Annotated in this window: 15 protein-coding genes and 2 tRNA genes; all 17 read left to right on the plus strand. The window is 63.5% G+C overall.

Annotation, left to right across the window (positions count from 1 at the left end; genetic code table 11):
- Positions 1–177 precede the first annotated feature (177 nt).
- On the plus strand, positions 178–2,604 hold the full coding sequence (lon, locus tag BLT60_RS04625; RefSeq protein WP_090875071.1) for an endopeptidase La: 2,427 nt from the start codon (positions 178–180) through the stop codon (positions 2,602–2,604).
- A gap of 192 nt (positions 2,605–2,796) precedes the next feature.
- The gene (locus tag BLT60_RS04630) at positions 2,797–3,072 is read left to right on the plus strand and encodes an HU family DNA-binding protein (RefSeq protein ID WP_090875072.1); all 276 of its coding nucleotides are present in this window, start codon (positions 2,797–2,799) and stop codon (positions 3,070–3,072) included.
- A 134-nt stretch (positions 3,073–3,206) separates the two neighbouring features.
- Positions 3,207–3,282: transfer RNA gene (locus BLT60_RS04635), tRNA-Val, on the plus strand.
- A 154-nt stretch (positions 3,283–3,436) separates the two neighbouring features.
- Positions 3,437–3,513, plus strand: a tRNA-Asp gene (locus tag BLT60_RS04640).
- 239 nt (positions 3,514–3,752) lie between these two features.
- Positions 3,753–4,118, plus strand: coding sequence for an NADH-quinone oxidoreductase subunit A (locus tag BLT60_RS04645; protein WP_090875073.1), 366 nt, complete (start codon positions 3,753–3,755; stop codon positions 4,116–4,118).
- Complete coding sequence (locus BLT60_RS04650) at positions 4,115–4,654, plus strand: NuoB/complex I 20 kDa subunit family protein (protein ID WP_280138910.1); 540 nt, start codon at positions 4,115–4,117, stop codon at positions 4,652–4,654. The genes BLT60_RS04645 and BLT60_RS04650 overlap by 4 nt, the downstream gene beginning before the upstream one ends.
- Before the next feature lie 20 nt (positions 4,655–4,674).
- A complete protein-coding gene (locus BLT60_RS04655; RefSeq protein WP_090875075.1) occupies positions 4,675–5,274 on the plus strand; it encodes an NADH-quinone oxidoreductase subunit C in 600 nt (199 codons plus the stop codon).
- An 11-nt stretch (positions 5,275–5,285) separates the two neighbouring features.
- Positions 5,286–6,476, plus strand: coding sequence for an NADH-quinone oxidoreductase subunit D (locus BLT60_RS04660; RefSeq protein ID WP_090875076.1), 1,191 nt, complete (start codon positions 5,286–5,288; stop codon positions 6,474–6,476).
- Positions 6,476–7,663, plus strand: coding sequence for an NADH-quinone oxidoreductase subunit NuoE (gene nuoE, locus BLT60_RS04665; RefSeq protein WP_090875077.1), 1,188 nt, complete (start codon positions 6,476–6,478; stop codon positions 7,661–7,663). Before BLT60_RS04660 ends, nuoE begins: the two co-directional genes overlap by 1 nt.
- Positions 7,664–7,680: 17 nt before the next feature.
- Complete coding sequence (locus BLT60_RS04670; protein WP_090875078.1) at positions 7,681–7,920, plus strand: hypothetical protein; 240 nt, start codon at positions 7,681–7,683, stop codon at positions 7,918–7,920.
- Positions 7,921–7,924: 4 nt separating this feature from the next.
- Positions 7,925–9,232: an NADH-quinone oxidoreductase subunit NuoF gene (gene nuoF / locus BLT60_RS04675; RefSeq protein WP_090875079.1), complete on the plus strand. Its 1,308-nt coding sequence runs from the start codon at positions 7,925–7,927 to the stop codon at positions 9,230–9,232.
- Positions 9,232–11,325 carry an NADH-quinone oxidoreductase subunit NuoG gene (gene nuoG / locus BLT60_RS04680; protein ID WP_090875080.1) on the plus strand — a complete coding sequence of 698 codons (2,094 nt, stop codon included), beginning with the start codon at positions 9,232–9,234 and terminating at the stop codon, positions 11,323–11,325. Before nuoF ends, nuoG begins: the two co-directional genes overlap by 1 nt.
- Before the next feature lie 5 nt (positions 11,326–11,330).
- Positions 11,331–12,377, plus strand: a complete 1,047-nt coding sequence (gene nuoH / locus BLT60_RS04685; protein WP_090875733.1) for an NADH-quinone oxidoreductase subunit NuoH — start codon at positions 11,331–11,333, stop codon at positions 12,375–12,377.
- A gap of 1 nt (position 12,378) precedes the next feature.
- The gene (gene nuoI / locus BLT60_RS04690) at positions 12,379–12,867 is read left to right on the plus strand and encodes an NADH-quinone oxidoreductase subunit NuoI (protein ID WP_090875081.1); all 489 of its coding nucleotides are present in this window, start codon (positions 12,379–12,381) and stop codon (positions 12,865–12,867) included.
- A gap of 75 nt (positions 12,868–12,942) precedes the next feature.
- On the plus strand, positions 12,943–13,545 hold the full coding sequence (locus BLT60_RS04695) for an NADH-quinone oxidoreductase subunit J (protein ID WP_090875082.1): 603 nt from the start codon (positions 12,943–12,945) through the stop codon (positions 13,543–13,545).
- Positions 13,545–13,853 carry an NADH-quinone oxidoreductase subunit NuoK gene (gene nuoK, locus BLT60_RS04700; RefSeq protein ID WP_090875083.1) on the plus strand — a complete coding sequence of 103 codons (309 nt, stop codon included), beginning with the start codon at positions 13,545–13,547 and terminating at the stop codon, positions 13,851–13,853. The genes BLT60_RS04695 and nuoK overlap by 1 nt, the downstream gene beginning before the upstream one ends.
- A 7-nt stretch (positions 13,854–13,860) precedes the next feature.
- Positions 13,861–15,912 carry an NADH-quinone oxidoreductase subunit L gene (gene nuoL / locus BLT60_RS04705; protein ID WP_090875084.1) on the plus strand — a complete coding sequence of 684 codons (2,052 nt, stop codon included), beginning with the start codon at positions 13,861–13,863 and terminating at the stop codon, positions 15,910–15,912.
- The last annotated feature ends 1 nt before the right edge of the window (position 15,913 follow it).

A 15,913-nucleotide genomic window follows, 5' to 3' on the forward strand; every position in this document is an offset into this window, starting at 1 on the left:
GGATCTACGGCCGCCGCGTGCGGCCGTATCCTTGACACCCCCAGTCGGCGACGCCACCTAATGCACCTCAGGCAAGCGCTGATGTGATTCACACGGGTTGCTCGCGTTCCTCCCTGCCTGACCCTGCCTAGTGAGCCGGGCGAGCGATAATCGCCTGGCGGTCGAAAGGAAAAGAACATGGCCGAGCAATCGGGTCCGATCGGGGTTCAAACCGGCGACGGCGCCTATCCGGTGCTGCCGCTTCGGGACATCGTCGTTTTTCCGCACATGATCGTGCCGCTCTTCGTCGGGCGCGAGAAGTCGATCCGCGCCCTTGAAGAGGTAATGCGCGCCGACAAGCAGATTCTGCTCGCAACCCAGCAGAATCCGAGCGAGGACGAGCCGACCCCGGAAACAATCTACAACGTCGGCACCCTTGCCTCCGTCCTGCAACTGCTGAAGCTGCCGGATGGGACGGTGAAGGTGCTCGTCGAGGGCATCGGCCGCGCCGAGATCCTGCGCTACACCGACAACGAAGCCTATTACGAGGCACAGGCCAGCAAGCTTGGCGACGAGACCGGCGACGAGGTCGAGGTCGAGGCGCTGGCGCGTTCGGTGATCGCAGAGTTCGAGAATTACGTGAAGCTGAACAAGAAGGTCTCGCCCGAGGTTGTCGGCGCGGTGACGCAGCTTGACGACTATTCGAAGGTCGCAGACACGGTCGCCTCGCACCTGGCGATCAAGATCCCGGAGAAGCAGGAATTGCTGGCGCTACCGACCGTGGTCGAGCGGCTGGAGCGTGTCCTTGGCCTGATGGAGAGCGAGATTTCCGTCCTCCAGGTCGAGAAGCGCATCCGTTCGCGCGTCAAGCGGCAGATGGAGAAGACCCAGCGCGAGTACTATCTCAACGAGCAGATGAAGGCGATCCAGAAGGAGCTTGGCGACTCCGAGGACGGACGCGACGAACTTCAGGAGCTCGAGGAGAAGATTGCCAAGACCCGCTTCTCCAAGGAAGCCCGCGAAAAGGCCCAGAACGAGCTGAAGAAGCTGCGCCAGATGTCGCCGATGTCGGCGGAAGCGACGGTCGTGCGGAATTACCTCGACTGGCTGCTCAGCATTCCGTGGGGCAAGAAGACCAAGGTCAAGAACGACCTGAACTTTGCCCAGGAGGTTCTCGACGCGGACCACTTCGGGCTCGAGAAGGTGAAGGACCGGATCGTCGAGTACCTGGCGGTCCAGACCCGGGCCAACAAGCTGCGCGGTCCCATCCTGTGCCTCGTCGGCCCGCCCGGCGTCGGCAAGACCTCGCTCGGCAAGTCGATCGCGCGGGCCACTGGCCGCGAGTTCGTCCGCATGTCGCTCGGCGGCGTGCGCGACGAGGCGGAGATTCGTGGCCACCGGCGGACCTATATCGGCTCGATGCCGGGCAAGGTCATCCAGTCGATGCGCAAGGCCAAGAAGACCAACCCGCTGTTCCTGCTCGACGAGATCGACAAGATCGGCATGGACTTCCGCGGCGACCCGTCGTCGGCGCTCCTCGAGGTGCTGGATCCGGAGCAGAATTCGAGCTTCAACGATCACTATCTCGAGGTCGACTACGACCTGTCGAACGTGATGTTCATCACCACGGCCAACACGCTGAACATTCCCGCGCCGCTGATGGACCGGATGGAGATCATCCGGATCGCCGGCTACACGGAGGATGAGAAGATCGAGATTTCTCGCCGGCACCTGCTGCCCAAGACGATCCGGGAGCATGTGCTGACCGAGAAGGAATTCTCGGTCGACGACGAGGCGTTGAAGCTGGTGATCCGTCGCTATACGCGGGAGGCCGGCGTCCGGAACCTTGAGCGTGAACTGGCGACCCTGGCGCGAAAGAGCGTCAAGGAGCTGATCCTGTCGAAGAAGAAGTCGATCAAGATCACGGTCAAGAACATCGAGGACTTCCTCGGCGTTCCCAAGTACCGCTACGGCGAGGCCGAGCACGAGGATCTGGTCGGTGTCGTGACCGGCCTTGCCTGGACCGAAGTCGGCGGCGAATTACTGACCGTCGAAGGCGTGATGATGCCGGGCAAGGGCAAGATGACCGTGACCGGCAACCTTCGCGACGTGATGAAGGAGTCGATTTCGGCGGCGGCGTCCTACGTCCGCAGCCGGGCCGTCGACTTCGGCATCGAGCCGCCGTTGTTTGACCGGAGGGACATCCACGTCCACGTGCCGGAGGGCGCAACCCCGAAGGACGGTCCTTCGGCCGGCGTTGCGATGATCACCTCGATCGTCTCCATCATGACCGGGATCCCGGTCAGGAAGGATATCGCGATGACGGGCGAGATCACGCTGCGCGGTCGCGTGTTGCCGATCGGCGGGTTGAAGGAGAAGCTCCTGGCGGCGCTTCGCGGCGGCATCAAGACGGTGCTGATTCCCGAGGACAACGCCAAGGACCTCGCCGACATCCCCGAAAACGTGAAGAACGGCCTCGACATCATCCCCGTTTCGCGGATGGACGATGTGATCCGGCAGGCGCTGGTGCGCCCGCCCGAGCCGATCGAGTGGGACGAAAGCAAGGAGCCGGCCCGGCCCTCGGTTTCGGAAGAAGACGCCGCCGCGGCTCTGACGGCCCATTAAGTCACTGGAATAGCAAACGAAACGGCGTCCGCCACAAGGCGGGCGCCGTTGTCTTGTTGAACAGCCTGCTTACATCAAAATCGCGGAAATCCGCCGTTTTTGACTTGCCACGGGCCGGATTTAGCAGGAGTGTCCGGCGTGGAGCCGATGATGCGATTCGCCTTCGGCTCAAATCAATGAAAGGGATGTGACATGAACAAGAATGATCTCATCGCGTCCGTCGCGGAACGCACCGGGATGTCCAAGGCTGGCGCCGGTCAGGCTGTGGATGCGACGTTCGAGGCGATCGAGGGCGCGCTGAAGTCCGGCCAGGAAGTCAAGATCATCGGCTTCGGCAATTTCAGCGTTGCCAATCGTGCAGCCAGCACCGGCCGCAACCCGCGGACCGGCGAGTCGATCAAGATCGCGGCCTCCAAGACGCCGAAGTTCAAGGCCGGCAAGGGCCTGAAGGACGCGGTCAACCGCTGAGGCGGCAACACCGCTCCACCCCGTCGTTCCCACATTCCGGCCAGGCCGCCCCTAACCGGGCGGTTCGGTCGGGCTGGGGTCTTGCAGCACTTGCGCGGCGGAGGCCTACCGCATAAATCGTGTGCGGGACGAGGGGGCGGTTAGCTCAGCTGGTAGAGCGCCACGTTTACACCGTGGATGTCGGGAGTTCGAGCCTCTCACCGCCCACCAGTCCTCATGCTTTTGCTGTTCCTCGCGGGCTTGTCGTAGCCAAGTCCACAGGAAATGGAATTTGATGGGCAGGGAAGTGAAAAGAACCGACGTTGGTTCTTGACTTGATTCCCGCGAACGTCCTAATTGCCGTCCGCACCCGATACCGGGTTTCGGGGGTGTAGCTCAGTTGGTTAGAGCGCTGGCCTGTCACGCCAGAGGTCGCGGGTTCGAGTCCCGTCACTCCCGCCATTCCCCCTGAAATAAATCGCAGACTGCGCCACCCGGTGGATGATCGGGGGAGGGGCCTTTCCGCACTTGCCACCCCGGCTTCGCTCCGTTAAGCCTCGACCCGTTCGGGACATTTTAGAACGTATCGACAATCGTTCCGGATCGCCTTGCGAACGGACACTTGTCGAGCCGTTGCGCTGCAGCATTTATGGGGGTAAGCCGTTGTCGGCCCACAGTCGGGCGGGCGGTTCGAGGACGAGATGGAGCAGCTTCTCAGCGAATATCTGCCGTTGGTTATTTTTGTCGGCGTCGCTCTCGCGCTGGGCCTCATCCTTCTGATTGCGCCCTTCATCGTCGCCTACAAGAATCCCGACCCCGAGAAGCTCTCGGCCTATGAGTGCGGCTTCGCGCCTTTCGACGACGCCCGCATGAAGTTCGACATCCGCTTCTACCTGGTGGCGATCCTCTTCATCATCTTCGATCTCGAGGTCGCCTTCCTGTTCCCCTGGGCGGTGGTCTTCCACGATATCGGCTGGTTCGGCTTCTGGTCGGTGATCATCTTCCTCGGTGTCCTGACCATCGGTTTCATCTACGAATGGCGTAAGGGAGCGCTGGAATGGGATTGAGCGCCCCCAGACAAGGCAGCGCGGCGAGTGTGCAACCGGCCGAGGATCCGTTCTTCCTCGAGGTTAATAACGAACTCGCCGACAAGGGCTTCCTGGTCACCTCGACCGATGACCTGATCACCTGGGCGCGCACTGGCTCGCTGATGTGGATGACCTTCGGTCTTGCCTGCTGCGCCGTCGAGATGATGCAGATGTCGATGCCGCGCTACGACGCCGAACGATTCGGTTTCGCGCCGCGCGCCTCGCCGCGCCAGTCCGACGTGATGATCGTCGCCGGCACGCTGACCAACAAGATGGCGCCGGCCCTGCGCAAGGTCTACGACCAGATGCCGGAGCCGCGCTATGTGATCTCGATGGGATCCTGCGCCAACGGCGGCGGCTACTACCACTATTCCTACTCTGTCGTCCGCGGCTGCGATCGGATCGTGCCGGTGGATATCTATGTGCCAGGCTGTCCGCCGACCGCGGAAGCGCTCCTCTACGGTGTCCTGCTTCTCCAGAAGAAGATCAGGCGCACCGGGACCATCGAGCGCTAAGCCAGGAGCGGACCGAATTCATGGACGAGACGCTGAAGGATCTAGCGGAATACATCGCGTCGGAACGCGCCGAGGCGATCGTCGGTTGGCACGTCCTTCACGGCGAGCTGACGATGACGATCGCGCTCGCCGATATCGAGGCCTTCGTCCAGTTTCTCTATGACGACCCGCGCCTCGGCTTCGTCAACCTGACTGACATCTGCGGCGTCGACTGGCCGAGCCGGGAGAAGCGCTTCGATGTCGTCTACCATCTGCTGTCGCCCCGCCAGAACACGCGGATCCGGCTGAAGGTCCAGACCGACGAGGCGACCGCGGTTCCGTCCTTGTGCGCGATCTTTCCCGCCGCCGACTGGTTCGAGCGCGAGGCTTACGACTTTTACGGGATCCGGTTCACCGGTCATCCCGACCTGCGGCGCATCCTCACCGACTACGGGTTCGAGGGGCATCCCTTGCGCAAGGATTTCCCGTTGACCGGTTTTGTCGAGGTCCGCTACGACGACGAACAGAAGCGCGTGGTCTACGAGCCGGTTCGACTGGCGCAGCAGTTCCGCGATTTCGATTTCGAGTCGCCCTGGGAAGGGACTGAATATGTCCTGCCCGGCGACGAGAAGGCGAATTAGGGCGAACTGAAATGGCTGAAACCGAAGTCCGCACCTTCAACATCAATTTCGGGCCGCAGCATCCGGCCGCGCATGGCGTGCTGCGCCTTGTGCTCGAACTGGACGGCGAGGTCGTCGAGCGCGTCGATCCGCATATCGGCCTCCTGCATCGCGGCACCGAGAAGCTGATCGAGCACAAGACTTACCTCCAGGCGGTGCCCTATTTCGACCGGCTCGACTATGTCGCGCCGATGAACCAGGAACACGCCTTTGCGCTCGCGACCGAGCGGCTGCTCGACATCGAGGTGCCGCGCCGCGGCCAGCTGATCCGGGTGCTCTATTGCGAGATCGGCCGCCTGCTGTCCCATCTCCTCAACGTCACCACCCAGGCGCTGGATGTCGGCGCCCTGACGCCGCCGCTCTGGGGCTTCGAGGAACGCGAAAAGCTCATGGTCTTCTATGAGCGCGCCAGCGGCAGCCGCATGCATGCGGCCTATTTCCGCCCCGGCGGCGTTCACCAGGATCTGCCGCAGAAGCTGGTCGACGACATCGGTGCCTTCTGTGACCCCTTCCTCAAGGTCTGCGACGACATCGAGGGCCTGCTGACCCACAACCGGATCTTCAAGCAGCGCAACGTCGATATCGGTGTCGTTACCCTCGAGGAAGCCTGGAAATGGGGCTTCTCCGGCGTGATGGTCCGCGGCTCGGGCGCCGCCTGGGACCTCCGCAAGTCGCAGCCCTACGAGTGCTACGAGGAAATGGACTTCGACATTCCGATCGGCAAGAACGGCGACTGCTATGACCGCTACCTGATCCGCATGGAGGAGATGCGCCAGTCCATCCGGATCATGAAGCAGTGCGTCGAGAAGCTGAATTCGGCCGATGGCAAGGGACCGGTCAGTTCCCAGGACGGCAAGATCGTGCCGCCGAAGCGGGGTGAGATGAAGCGCTCGATGGAGGGTCTCATCCACCACTTCAAGCTCTACACCGAGGGTTACCACGTGCCGGAAGGCGAAGTTTACGCGGCGGTCGAGGCGCCGAAGGGCGAGTTCGGCGTCTACCTGGTCTCCGACGGCTCCAACAAGCCGTATCGCTGCAAGGTTCGCGCGCCGGGCTTCCCGCATCTCTCGGCGATGGACTTCATGTGCCGCGGCCACATGCTGGCGGATGTCTCGGCCATTCTCGGCTCGCTCGACATCGTGTTCGGGGAGGTCGATCGCTGATGTCCGTTCGCCGCCTCGCAGACGTCCAGCCCGAGAGCTTCGCCTTCAGCGACGCCAACATGGCGTGGGCGAAGAAGGAAATCGCCAAGTATCCCGAGGGCCGGCAGGCCTCGGCCGTGATCTCGCTGCTGTGGCGGGCGCAGGACCAGGAAGGCTGGGTCACTGAGCCGGCGATCGACGCCGTTGCCGCGATGCTCGACATGCCGAAGATCCGCGTTCTCGAGGTCGCGACCTTCTATACCCAGTTCAACCTCGCGCCGGTCGGTGACGTCGCCCATATCCAGGTCTGCGGCACGACGCCTTGCTGGCTGCGCGGCGCCAACGACATCAAGGACGTGTGCAAGCGACGCATCCATGCCGACCAGCATCATCGTTCCTCGGACGGCAAGTTCTCGTGGGAGGAGGTCGAGTGCCTCGGCGCCTGCGTCAACGCGCCGATGGTGCTGATCGGGTCCGATACCTTCGAGGACCTGACTGCCGAGACCTTCGACCGGTTGATCGACGATATGGCCGCGGGCAAGCGGGTCGAGCCCGGGCCACAGGTCGACCGCCAGTTCGCGGCCCCCATGGGCGGCCCGACAACGCTGACCGATCCGTCGCTTTTCAGTCGCGAGGCGCGTGACGACGGCGAGCCACGCGTCGAAGTGGTCGAGCCGCAGAACGATGCAGACGACGCGCCCGTCGCGACGGTCGAGAAGTCCGATACGTCGGAGCTTTCGGACGCCGACCGACCGGAGACGCTGAGCGAAGCGCGGGACGGCAAGCCGGACGATCTCAAGCGGATTTCCGGCGTTGGCCCCAAGATCGAGGGTATTCTCCATTCGCTCGGCATCTACCATTTCGACCAGATCGCGGCATGGCAGCCGCGCGAGGTCGAGTGGGTCGACGCCCAGCTGAAATTCAAGGGACGCATCGCGCGGGAAAACTGGATCGATCAGGCGAAGGCGCTGGGCGGTGGCGAGGCCGCGACATCCGGCGACAAGCCGGAAGTCCTGGCCAATTCTGACCAGGCGCCGATCGCCGCCGGCAAGCCGAACGCGGCCGCGCCGTCTCCGCCCGACCCGGACGGATCGATTTCCCAGGCGGCCGAGAAGAAGATCGACGGCCAGTCGACCGAGGAAAAGCGTCAGGAAAAGATTGAGGATACCGAGGCGCACGAAGCCGCGGACAAGGACTCGGCAGACTGATGAGTCAGGCTGGGGAAATGGCGATGATCGAACCGATGAACGAGTTGACCGACGAAGTCTTGAAGTCGGTGCAAAGGCGGCTCCTCGCGGTCGAGGGCGAAGTCGCCGAAATTCGTGCCGAACTGGCCGATCTCCGGCGCGAGATGGATGCCGCCAGGCTCGGTCAACCTGAAATCAGTGTCCCGCCCACCGGCATCGAAAGCCGGGTCGCGCGCATCGAGCGCTGGCTGGATTCCGTCGATGCAGCGGTGAAATAGCGACATGCTGGACGACAAGGACCGGATCTTCACCAACCTTTACGGCCTCCATGACTGGGGCCTGAAGGGCGCGATGGCGCGCGGCCAGTGGGACAACACCAAGGCGCTGCTCGACAAGGGGCGTGAGTGGATCGTCGACGAGATGAAGGCGTCGGGGCTTCGCGGCCGTGGCGGCGCCGGTTTCCCGACCGGGCTGAAGTGGTCCTTCATGCCGAAGGAATCCGACGGCCGGCCGGCCTATCTGGTTGTCAACGCGGACGAATCCGAGCCAGGCACCTGCAAGGACCGCGAGATCATGCGGCACGACCCGCATACGCTGGTCGAGGGATGTCTCGTCGCCAGCTTCGCGATGGGCGCCCATACCGCGATCATCTATGTGCGCGGCGAATTCATCCGTGAGCGGGAGCGGCTTCAGGCGGCGGTCGATCAGGCCTATGAGGCGAAGCTGATCGGCAAGAACAACAAGAACGGCTGGGACTTCGACATCATCGTCCATCACGGCGCCGGCGCCTATATCTGCGGCGAGGAGACGGCGTTGCTCGAGTCGCTTGAAGGCAAGAAGGGCATGCCGCGCCTGAAGCCGCCATTCCCGGCGAGCGTTGGCGTCTATGGCTGCCCGACGACGGTCAACAATGTCGAGTCGATCGCGGTTGGCCCGACGATCCTGCGTCGCGGCGCCGCCTGGTTCTCTGGCATCGGCCGGCCGAAGAATGTCGGCACCAAGCTGTTCTGCATTTCCGGGCATGTCGAGAAGCCCTGCACCGTCGAGGAGGAGATGGGAATCCCGCTTCGCGAACTCATCGAGCGCCACTGCGGTGGCGTGCGCGGCGGCTGGGACAACCTTCTTGCGGTGATCCCGGGCGGGGCGTCGGTGCCGTGTCTGCCGGCGTCGCAATGCGACGACCTTTTCATGGACTTCGACACCCTGCGCGAACTGAAGTCGGGCCTCGGCACGGCGGCTGTGATCGTCATGGACAAGTCGACCGACATGATCCGGGCGATCGCCCGGCTGGCGTATTTCTACAAGCATGAGAGTTGCGGCCAGTGCACGCCGTGCCGGGAAGGTACCGGCTGGATGTGGCGGGTGCTGGAGCGGATGGCAGAGGGCCGCGCCGAGAAGCGCGAGATCGACATGCTGCTCGAGGTCACCTACCAGGTCGAGGGCCACACGATCTGTGCCCTCGGCGACGCGGCCGCCTGGCCGGTCCAGGGCTTGATCCGCCACTTCCGTCATGTGATCGAGGAGCGGATCGACCAGTATGCGGCGAAACCTGCGGTCGGTGATCCGCTCATGGTAGAGGCGGCCGAATAATGCCCCTGATCAAGGTCGACGGCCAGGAAATCGAAGTACCGGCTGAGTACACGCTGCTGCAGGCATGCGAGGCGGCCGGAGCCGAGATTCCGCGCTTCTGCTACCACGAGCGGCTTTCCATCGCCGGCAATTGCCGCATGTGCCTGATCGAGGTGAAGGGCGGACCGCCCAAGCCCGTCGCGTCCTGCGCGATGAACGTTCGCGACCTCAGGCCCGGCCCGGAAGGCCAGCCGCCGGAGATGTTCACCAAGTCGAAGATGGTGAAGAAGGCGCGCGAAGGCGTGATGGAATTCCTGCTGATCAACCATCCGCTCGACTGCCCGATCTGCGATCAGGGCGGCGAGTGCGACCTGCAGGACCAGGCGATGGCCTATGGCGTCGATGGCAGCCGCTTCAAGGAGAACAAGCGCGCCGTCGAGGACAAGTATATCGGCCCGCTGGTCAAGACGATCATGACGCGCTGCATCCATTGCACGCGCTGCATCCGCTTCTCGGCCGAGGTCGCCGGCGTGCCCGAACTCGGGGCGACCGGCCGCGGCGAGGACATGGAGATCACCACCTATCTCGAAAAGGCGATGAGCTCCGAGCTGCAGGGCAATGTCATCGACCTTTGCCCGGTCGGTGCGCTGACCTCGCGCCCCTATGCCTTCCAGGCGCGGCCCTGGGAACTGACCAAGACCGAATCCGTCGACGTCATGGACGCGGTGGGATCGGCTATCCGCGTCGATACGCGCGGCCGGGCCGTGATGCGGATCATGCCGCGCCTCAACGAATCGGTGAACGCCGAATGGATTTCGGACAAGACCCGGTTCATCTGGGACGGGCTTGGCGCGCAGCGGCTCGACCGCCCCTATATCCGGCGGAATGGCCGGCTTGAGCCCGCGACATGGGCGCAGGCCTTCAGCGCGATTGCCGAGAAGACAGCAAATATCGACCCGAATCGTATCGCGGCGATTGCCGGCGATCTGGCCGGCGTCGAGGAGATGTACGCCCTCAAGGGGCTGATGGATGCCTTCGGCTCGCCGCATATCGACTGCCGCCAGGACGGGGCGAAGCTCGATCCGGCCGCCGGCCGCGCCAGCTACATCTTCAACCCGACGATCGACGGGATCGATACTGCCGACGCCATCCTGATCGTCGGCTCGAACCCGCGCCAGGAGGCTGCCGTCCTCAATGCCCGGATCCGGGATCGCTGGCGGCGCGGCAAGGTCAAGGTCGCGCTGATCGGCGAGCAGGTCGATCTGACCTATTCCTACGACTATCTCGGCGCCGGCCCGGACACCCTGTCGAGCCTGGTTGCAGGCGACCACAGCTTTGCCGAGACGCTTGCCGGCGCCAAGCGGCCGATGGTGATCGTCGGGCAGGGCGCGCTGGCCCGGCCGGATGGCGATGTCGTGCTGAAGCTCGCCGCCAAGCTGGCCGCGGGTGGCGAACACGACGAGGGCTGGAACGGCCTCGCGGTGCTCCATACCGCCGCTTCACGAGTCGGAGGACTCGATCTCGGCTTTGTGCCGGGGGACGATGGCCACGACGTCATCGGCATGGTTGCGGCAGCGGCCGCCGGCGAGATCGACGTGATGTTCCTGCTCGGCGCCGACGAAATCACCGTGAACGCGCTCGGCGAGACCTTTGTCGTCTATATCGGCAGCCACGGCGATGCCGGCGCACACCGCGCCGATGTCATCCTGCCGGCCGCCGCCTATACCGAGAAATCGGCGACCTACGTCAATACCGAAGGCCGCGTGCAGATGGCGGCCCGGGCAGCGTTCCCGCCCGGCGAAGCGCGCGAGGACTGGGCCATCCTGCGGGCGCTTTCCGATGTGCTCGGCCACAAGCTGCCATTCGACTCGCTGGCCGAGTTGCGGGCGGCGCTCTATCGCGACAAGCCGCATTTCCTGCGTGTCGATCAGATCGAGCCCGGCTCGGTGGACGATGTCGCGGCGCTCGGTTCTGACCCCGGCAATCCGTCGTCCGGCGCCTTCCGCAATGCCATTGACGACTTCTACCTGACCAATCCGATCGCCCGCGCCTCGGCAGTGATGGCGGAATGCTCGGCGCTCGCCGCCGACCGGCCGGCAAGCGCGGCGGAGTAGGGCGGATGGGCGAATTCTTCAACGACTACGTGGTGCCGGCCGCGATCATGATCGGCCAGAGCCTGCTGCTGCTGGTCGTGCTGCTGATCTTCGTTGCCTATATCCTCTATGCCGATCGCAAGATCTGGGCGGCGGTCCAGATGCGCCGCGGGCCGAACGTCGTCGGTCCCTGGGGGCTGCTCCAGTCCTTCGCCGACCTGATCAAGTTCGTTCTCAAGGAGCCGGTCATTCCGGCCGGCGCCAACAAGGGCGTCTTCCTTCTCGCGCCGCTGGTGACGACGGTTCTCGCGTTGTCGGCCTGGGCGGTTGTGCCGGTCGCCGCCGGCTGGGTGATCGCCGACATCAACGTCGGCATCCTCTACATTTTCGCGATCTCCTCGCTTGGCGTCTACGGCGTCATCATGGCCGGCTGGTCGTCGAATTCGAAATATCCCTTCCTCAGCGCCTTGCGCTCCGCTGCGCAGATGGTCTCCTACGAGGTCTCGATCGGCTTCGTCATCGTCACCGTGCTGTTGTGCGTGGGGTCGCTCAATCTCACTGACATCGTCCTGGCGCAGGGCAAGGGGCTCGGGACGGAGCTTGGCCTTCCGAGCAGCTTCCTCGACTGGCACTGGCTCGTCCTGCTGCCGATGTTCGTGATCTTCTTCATTTCGGCGCTGGCCGAGACCAACCGCCCGCCCTTCGACCTGGTCGAGGCGGAATCGGAACTCGTCGCCGGCTTCATGGTCGAATATTCGTCCTCCCCCTACATGCTGTTCATGCTCGGGGAATACGTGGCGATCGTGCTGATGTGCGCGCTGACCACGATCCTGTTCCTCGGCGGCTGGCTGCCGCCGGTCGACGTCGTGCCCTTCACCTGGGTGCCGGGCGTGATCTGGTTCATCCTGAAGGTCAGCGCGGTTTTCTTTATGTTTGCCATGGTGAAGGCCTTCGTTCCGCGCTACCGCTTCGACCAGTTGATGCGACTCGGCTGGAAGGTCTTCCTGCCGATCTCGCTGTTCATGGTCGTCGCGGTCGCTTTCGTCCTGCAACTGACCGGTTGGGGAGCCTGAGATGAGACTCGATCAGGCAGCCAAGTCACTCTTCATGACCGAGTTTCTCTCGGCCTTCTGGATGTCGATGGGATATTTCTTCAGCAAGAAGGCGACGCTGAACTATCCATTTGAAAAGGGGCCGGTTTCTCCTCGTTTCCGTGGAGAGCATGCGCTGCGCCGCTATCCCAATGGCGAGGAGCGCTGCATCGCCTGCAAGCTCTGCGAGGCGATTTGCCCGGCCCAGGCGATCACCATCGAGGCCGGTCCGCGGCGCAACGACGGCACCCGCCGGACGACCCGCTACGACATCGATATGGTCAAGTGCATCTATTGCGGCTTCTGCCAGGAGGCATGCCCGGTCGACGCGATCGTCGAGGGCCCGAACTTCGAATTCGCCACCGAGACGCGCGAAGAGTTGTACTACGACAAGGACAAGCTGCTCGCCAACGGCGACCGTTGGGAGCGCGATATCGCCTCCAATCTTGCGGCGGACGCGCAATACCGATGAAGCATTGGACGGGGGCGGACCAAATGTCTAAGACACCGGCGCTTGCAAGCGACGGCCAACGGGTGAAACGCTGACATGGTTCTCGGCGCGATCTTCTTTTATCTCTTTTCCGCCTTGGTCATCGCCTCGGGGGTGATGGTGATCGGTTCGCGGAACCCGGTCCACTCGGTGCTGTTCCTGATCCTTGCCTTCGTCAACGCCGCCGGCCTGTTCGTTCTGCTCGGCGCCGAATTCCTGGCGATGATCCTGATCGTCGTCTATGTCGGCGCGGTGGCGGTGCTCTTCCTGTTCGTTGTCATGATGCTCGACGTCGATTTCGTCGAACTGCGGCAGGGCTTCCTCGACTACCTGCCGATCGGCGCCCTGATCGGCATCGTCCTGCTCGCCGAACTGCTGCTCGTCATCGTCGGCTGGACCTTCGCCAGCGATGCGATGGTGACGGCGCCGCCGCCATCCGGCATGACCAATACGGAAGCGCTCGGCGCGATCCTCTACACGCGCTACGTCTACTTCTTCCAGGCAGCGGGCATGGTGCTGCTGGTCGCGATGGTCGGCGCCATCGTGCTGACGCTGCGCCATCGCGAGAACGTCAAGCGCCAGTCGATTCCCGACCAGGTCGCGCGTTCGCCGGCAACGTCGGTTGAGGTTCGCAAGGTCGAATCGGGGAAGGGAATCTGATGGCGATCGGGCTCGGCCATTACCTCGCGGTCGCCGCGATCCTGTTCACGCTCGGGATCTTCGGCATTTTCATCAACCGCAAGAACGTCATCGTCATCCTGATGTCGATCGAACTGATCCTGCTGGCGGTCAACATCAACCTCGTGGCGTTTTCATCCTTCCTGGGCGACATGGTCGGCCAGGTCTTCGCGCTTCTCGTTCTCACCGTCGCCGCCGCCGAGGCAGCGATCGGACTTGCAATTCTTGTCGTCTTCTATCGCAACCGCGGTTCGATCGCGGTCGAAGACGTAAACCTGATGAAGGGTTGAGGGCGGCATGTACTCGGCCATCGTCTTCCTTCCGCTGATCGGCGCGATCATTGCCGGCGCGATCTCGATCTATGGCGCCCATGGCCGCACCGCGCCGGCCGCCGCCAACGGTCCCGGCCATCGCGCTCCGTCGCGCGGCCACGCCGAGAGCGAGAACGGCGCCGACGACCACGGACACGACCACGAGCCTGCAGCCGTCGGTTCGCGGCCGGCGGAGGTCATCACCTCGGGATTGCTGATCATCACGGCGATCCTTTCGTGGATCGCCTTCTTCTCGGTCGGCCTGAGCGACGACGCGGTCCAGCGTATCCCGGTCTTCACCTGGTTCGATTCCGGCACGCTGGCCGTCGACTGGGCGCTGCGGATCGACACGCTGACCGTCGTGATGATGGCGCTGGTGACCACCGTGTCAGCGGTCGTTCACGTCTATTCCTTCGGCTACATGGCGCACGATCCATACCGGCCGCGCTTCTTCGCCTACCTGTCTCTGTTCACCTTCGCCATGCTGGCGCTGGTGACCTCAGACAATCTCGTTCAGCTCTTCTTCGGCTGGGAGGGCGTCGGTCTCGCCTCCTATCTGCTGATCGGCTTCTGGTACCAGCGGCCGGCGGCCAACGCCGCCGCGATCAAGGCCTTCGTCGTCAACCGGGTCGGCGATTTCGGCTTCGCGCTCGGTATCTTCGGCATTTTCGTCGTGTTCAATTCGGTCGAATACGAGACGATCTTCGCCAACGCGCCGACCATTGCCGGGACGACATTCCACTTCCTGTCGTGGGAACTCGACGCGCTGACCGTCATCTGCCTGCTGCTGTTCATGGGCGCGATGGGCAAGTCGGCGCAGTTCATGCTGCACACCTGGCTGCCGGACGCGATGGAAGGCCCGACCCCGGTCTCGGCGCTGATCCATGCCGCGACCATGGTCACCGCCGGCGTCTTCATGGTGGCGCGGCTGTCGCCGGTGTTCGAGCTCTCGCCGTTCGCGCTGATCTTCGTCACCTTCATCGGCGCCACGACCTGTTTCTTCGCCGCCACGATCGCCATCGTCCAGAACGACATCAAGCGGGTAGTCGCCTATTCGACCTGTTCGCAGCTCGGCTACATGTTCGCCGCCCTCGGGGTTGGCGCCTACTCGGTCGGCATCTTCCACCTCTTCACCCACGGCTTCTTCAAGGCCCTGCTGTTCCTCGCCTGCGGATCGGTGATCCACGCGATGGAAGACGAGCAGGACATGCGGAAGATGGGCGGCCTGCGGAAGCAGATCCCGATCACTTACGCGATGATGGTGATTGGCGGACTGGCGCTGACCGGCTTCCCGTTCACCGCCGGCTATTTCTCGAAGGACGCCATCATCGAGGCGACCGAGGTCGCGACGAATCCGATGGCAGGCTACGCTTACGTCCTGACGCTGGGGGCGGCGCTGCTGACCGCGCTCTATACGTGGCGGCTGATCTTCATGACCTTCCACGGCAAGACCCGGATCGCCGGCGACCTGCTGAAGCGGGTCCATGAGCAGCCCTGGGTGATGCTGGGTCCGATGATGGTGCTGGCCTTCGGTGCATTGTTCGGCGGTCTCATCTTCCATGGCCTGTTCATCGGCGATGAGCACAACGCCTTCTGGAAGAGCGCGCTCGACCTGGTGACCGAGAACCACCTGCTCAAGGAGATGCATCACCTGCCGTTCACGGCGACCATCCTGCCGACGGTGATGATGGTGATCGGATTTGGCCTTGCCTACTACTTCTACATGGTCAACCTGGACGGGCCGAAGCGGCTCGCCGCGCGCCACGACTGGCTCTACCGGTTCCTGCTCAACAAGTGGTATTTCGACGAGCTCTACGACTTCCTCTTCGTGCGGTCGCTGAAGTGGCTCGGCCGCTTCTTGTGGCGCAAGGGCGACGGCTGGCTGATCGACGGCTTCGGGCCGGATGGCGTCTCGTCATGGGTGCTCGGCGCCACGTCACGGATCGTGCGGCTGCAGACCGGCTATCTCTACCATTACGCCTTCGCCATGCTGATCGGTGTCGCGCTGTTGGTCACCTATCTGATGTTCGCGGCGTGAG

Origin of the sequence: Bauldia litoralis (assembly GCF_900104485.1) — a bacterium.
Classification (GTDB): Bacteria; Pseudomonadota; Alphaproteobacteria; order Rhizobiales; family Kaistiaceae; genus Bauldia; species Bauldia litoralis.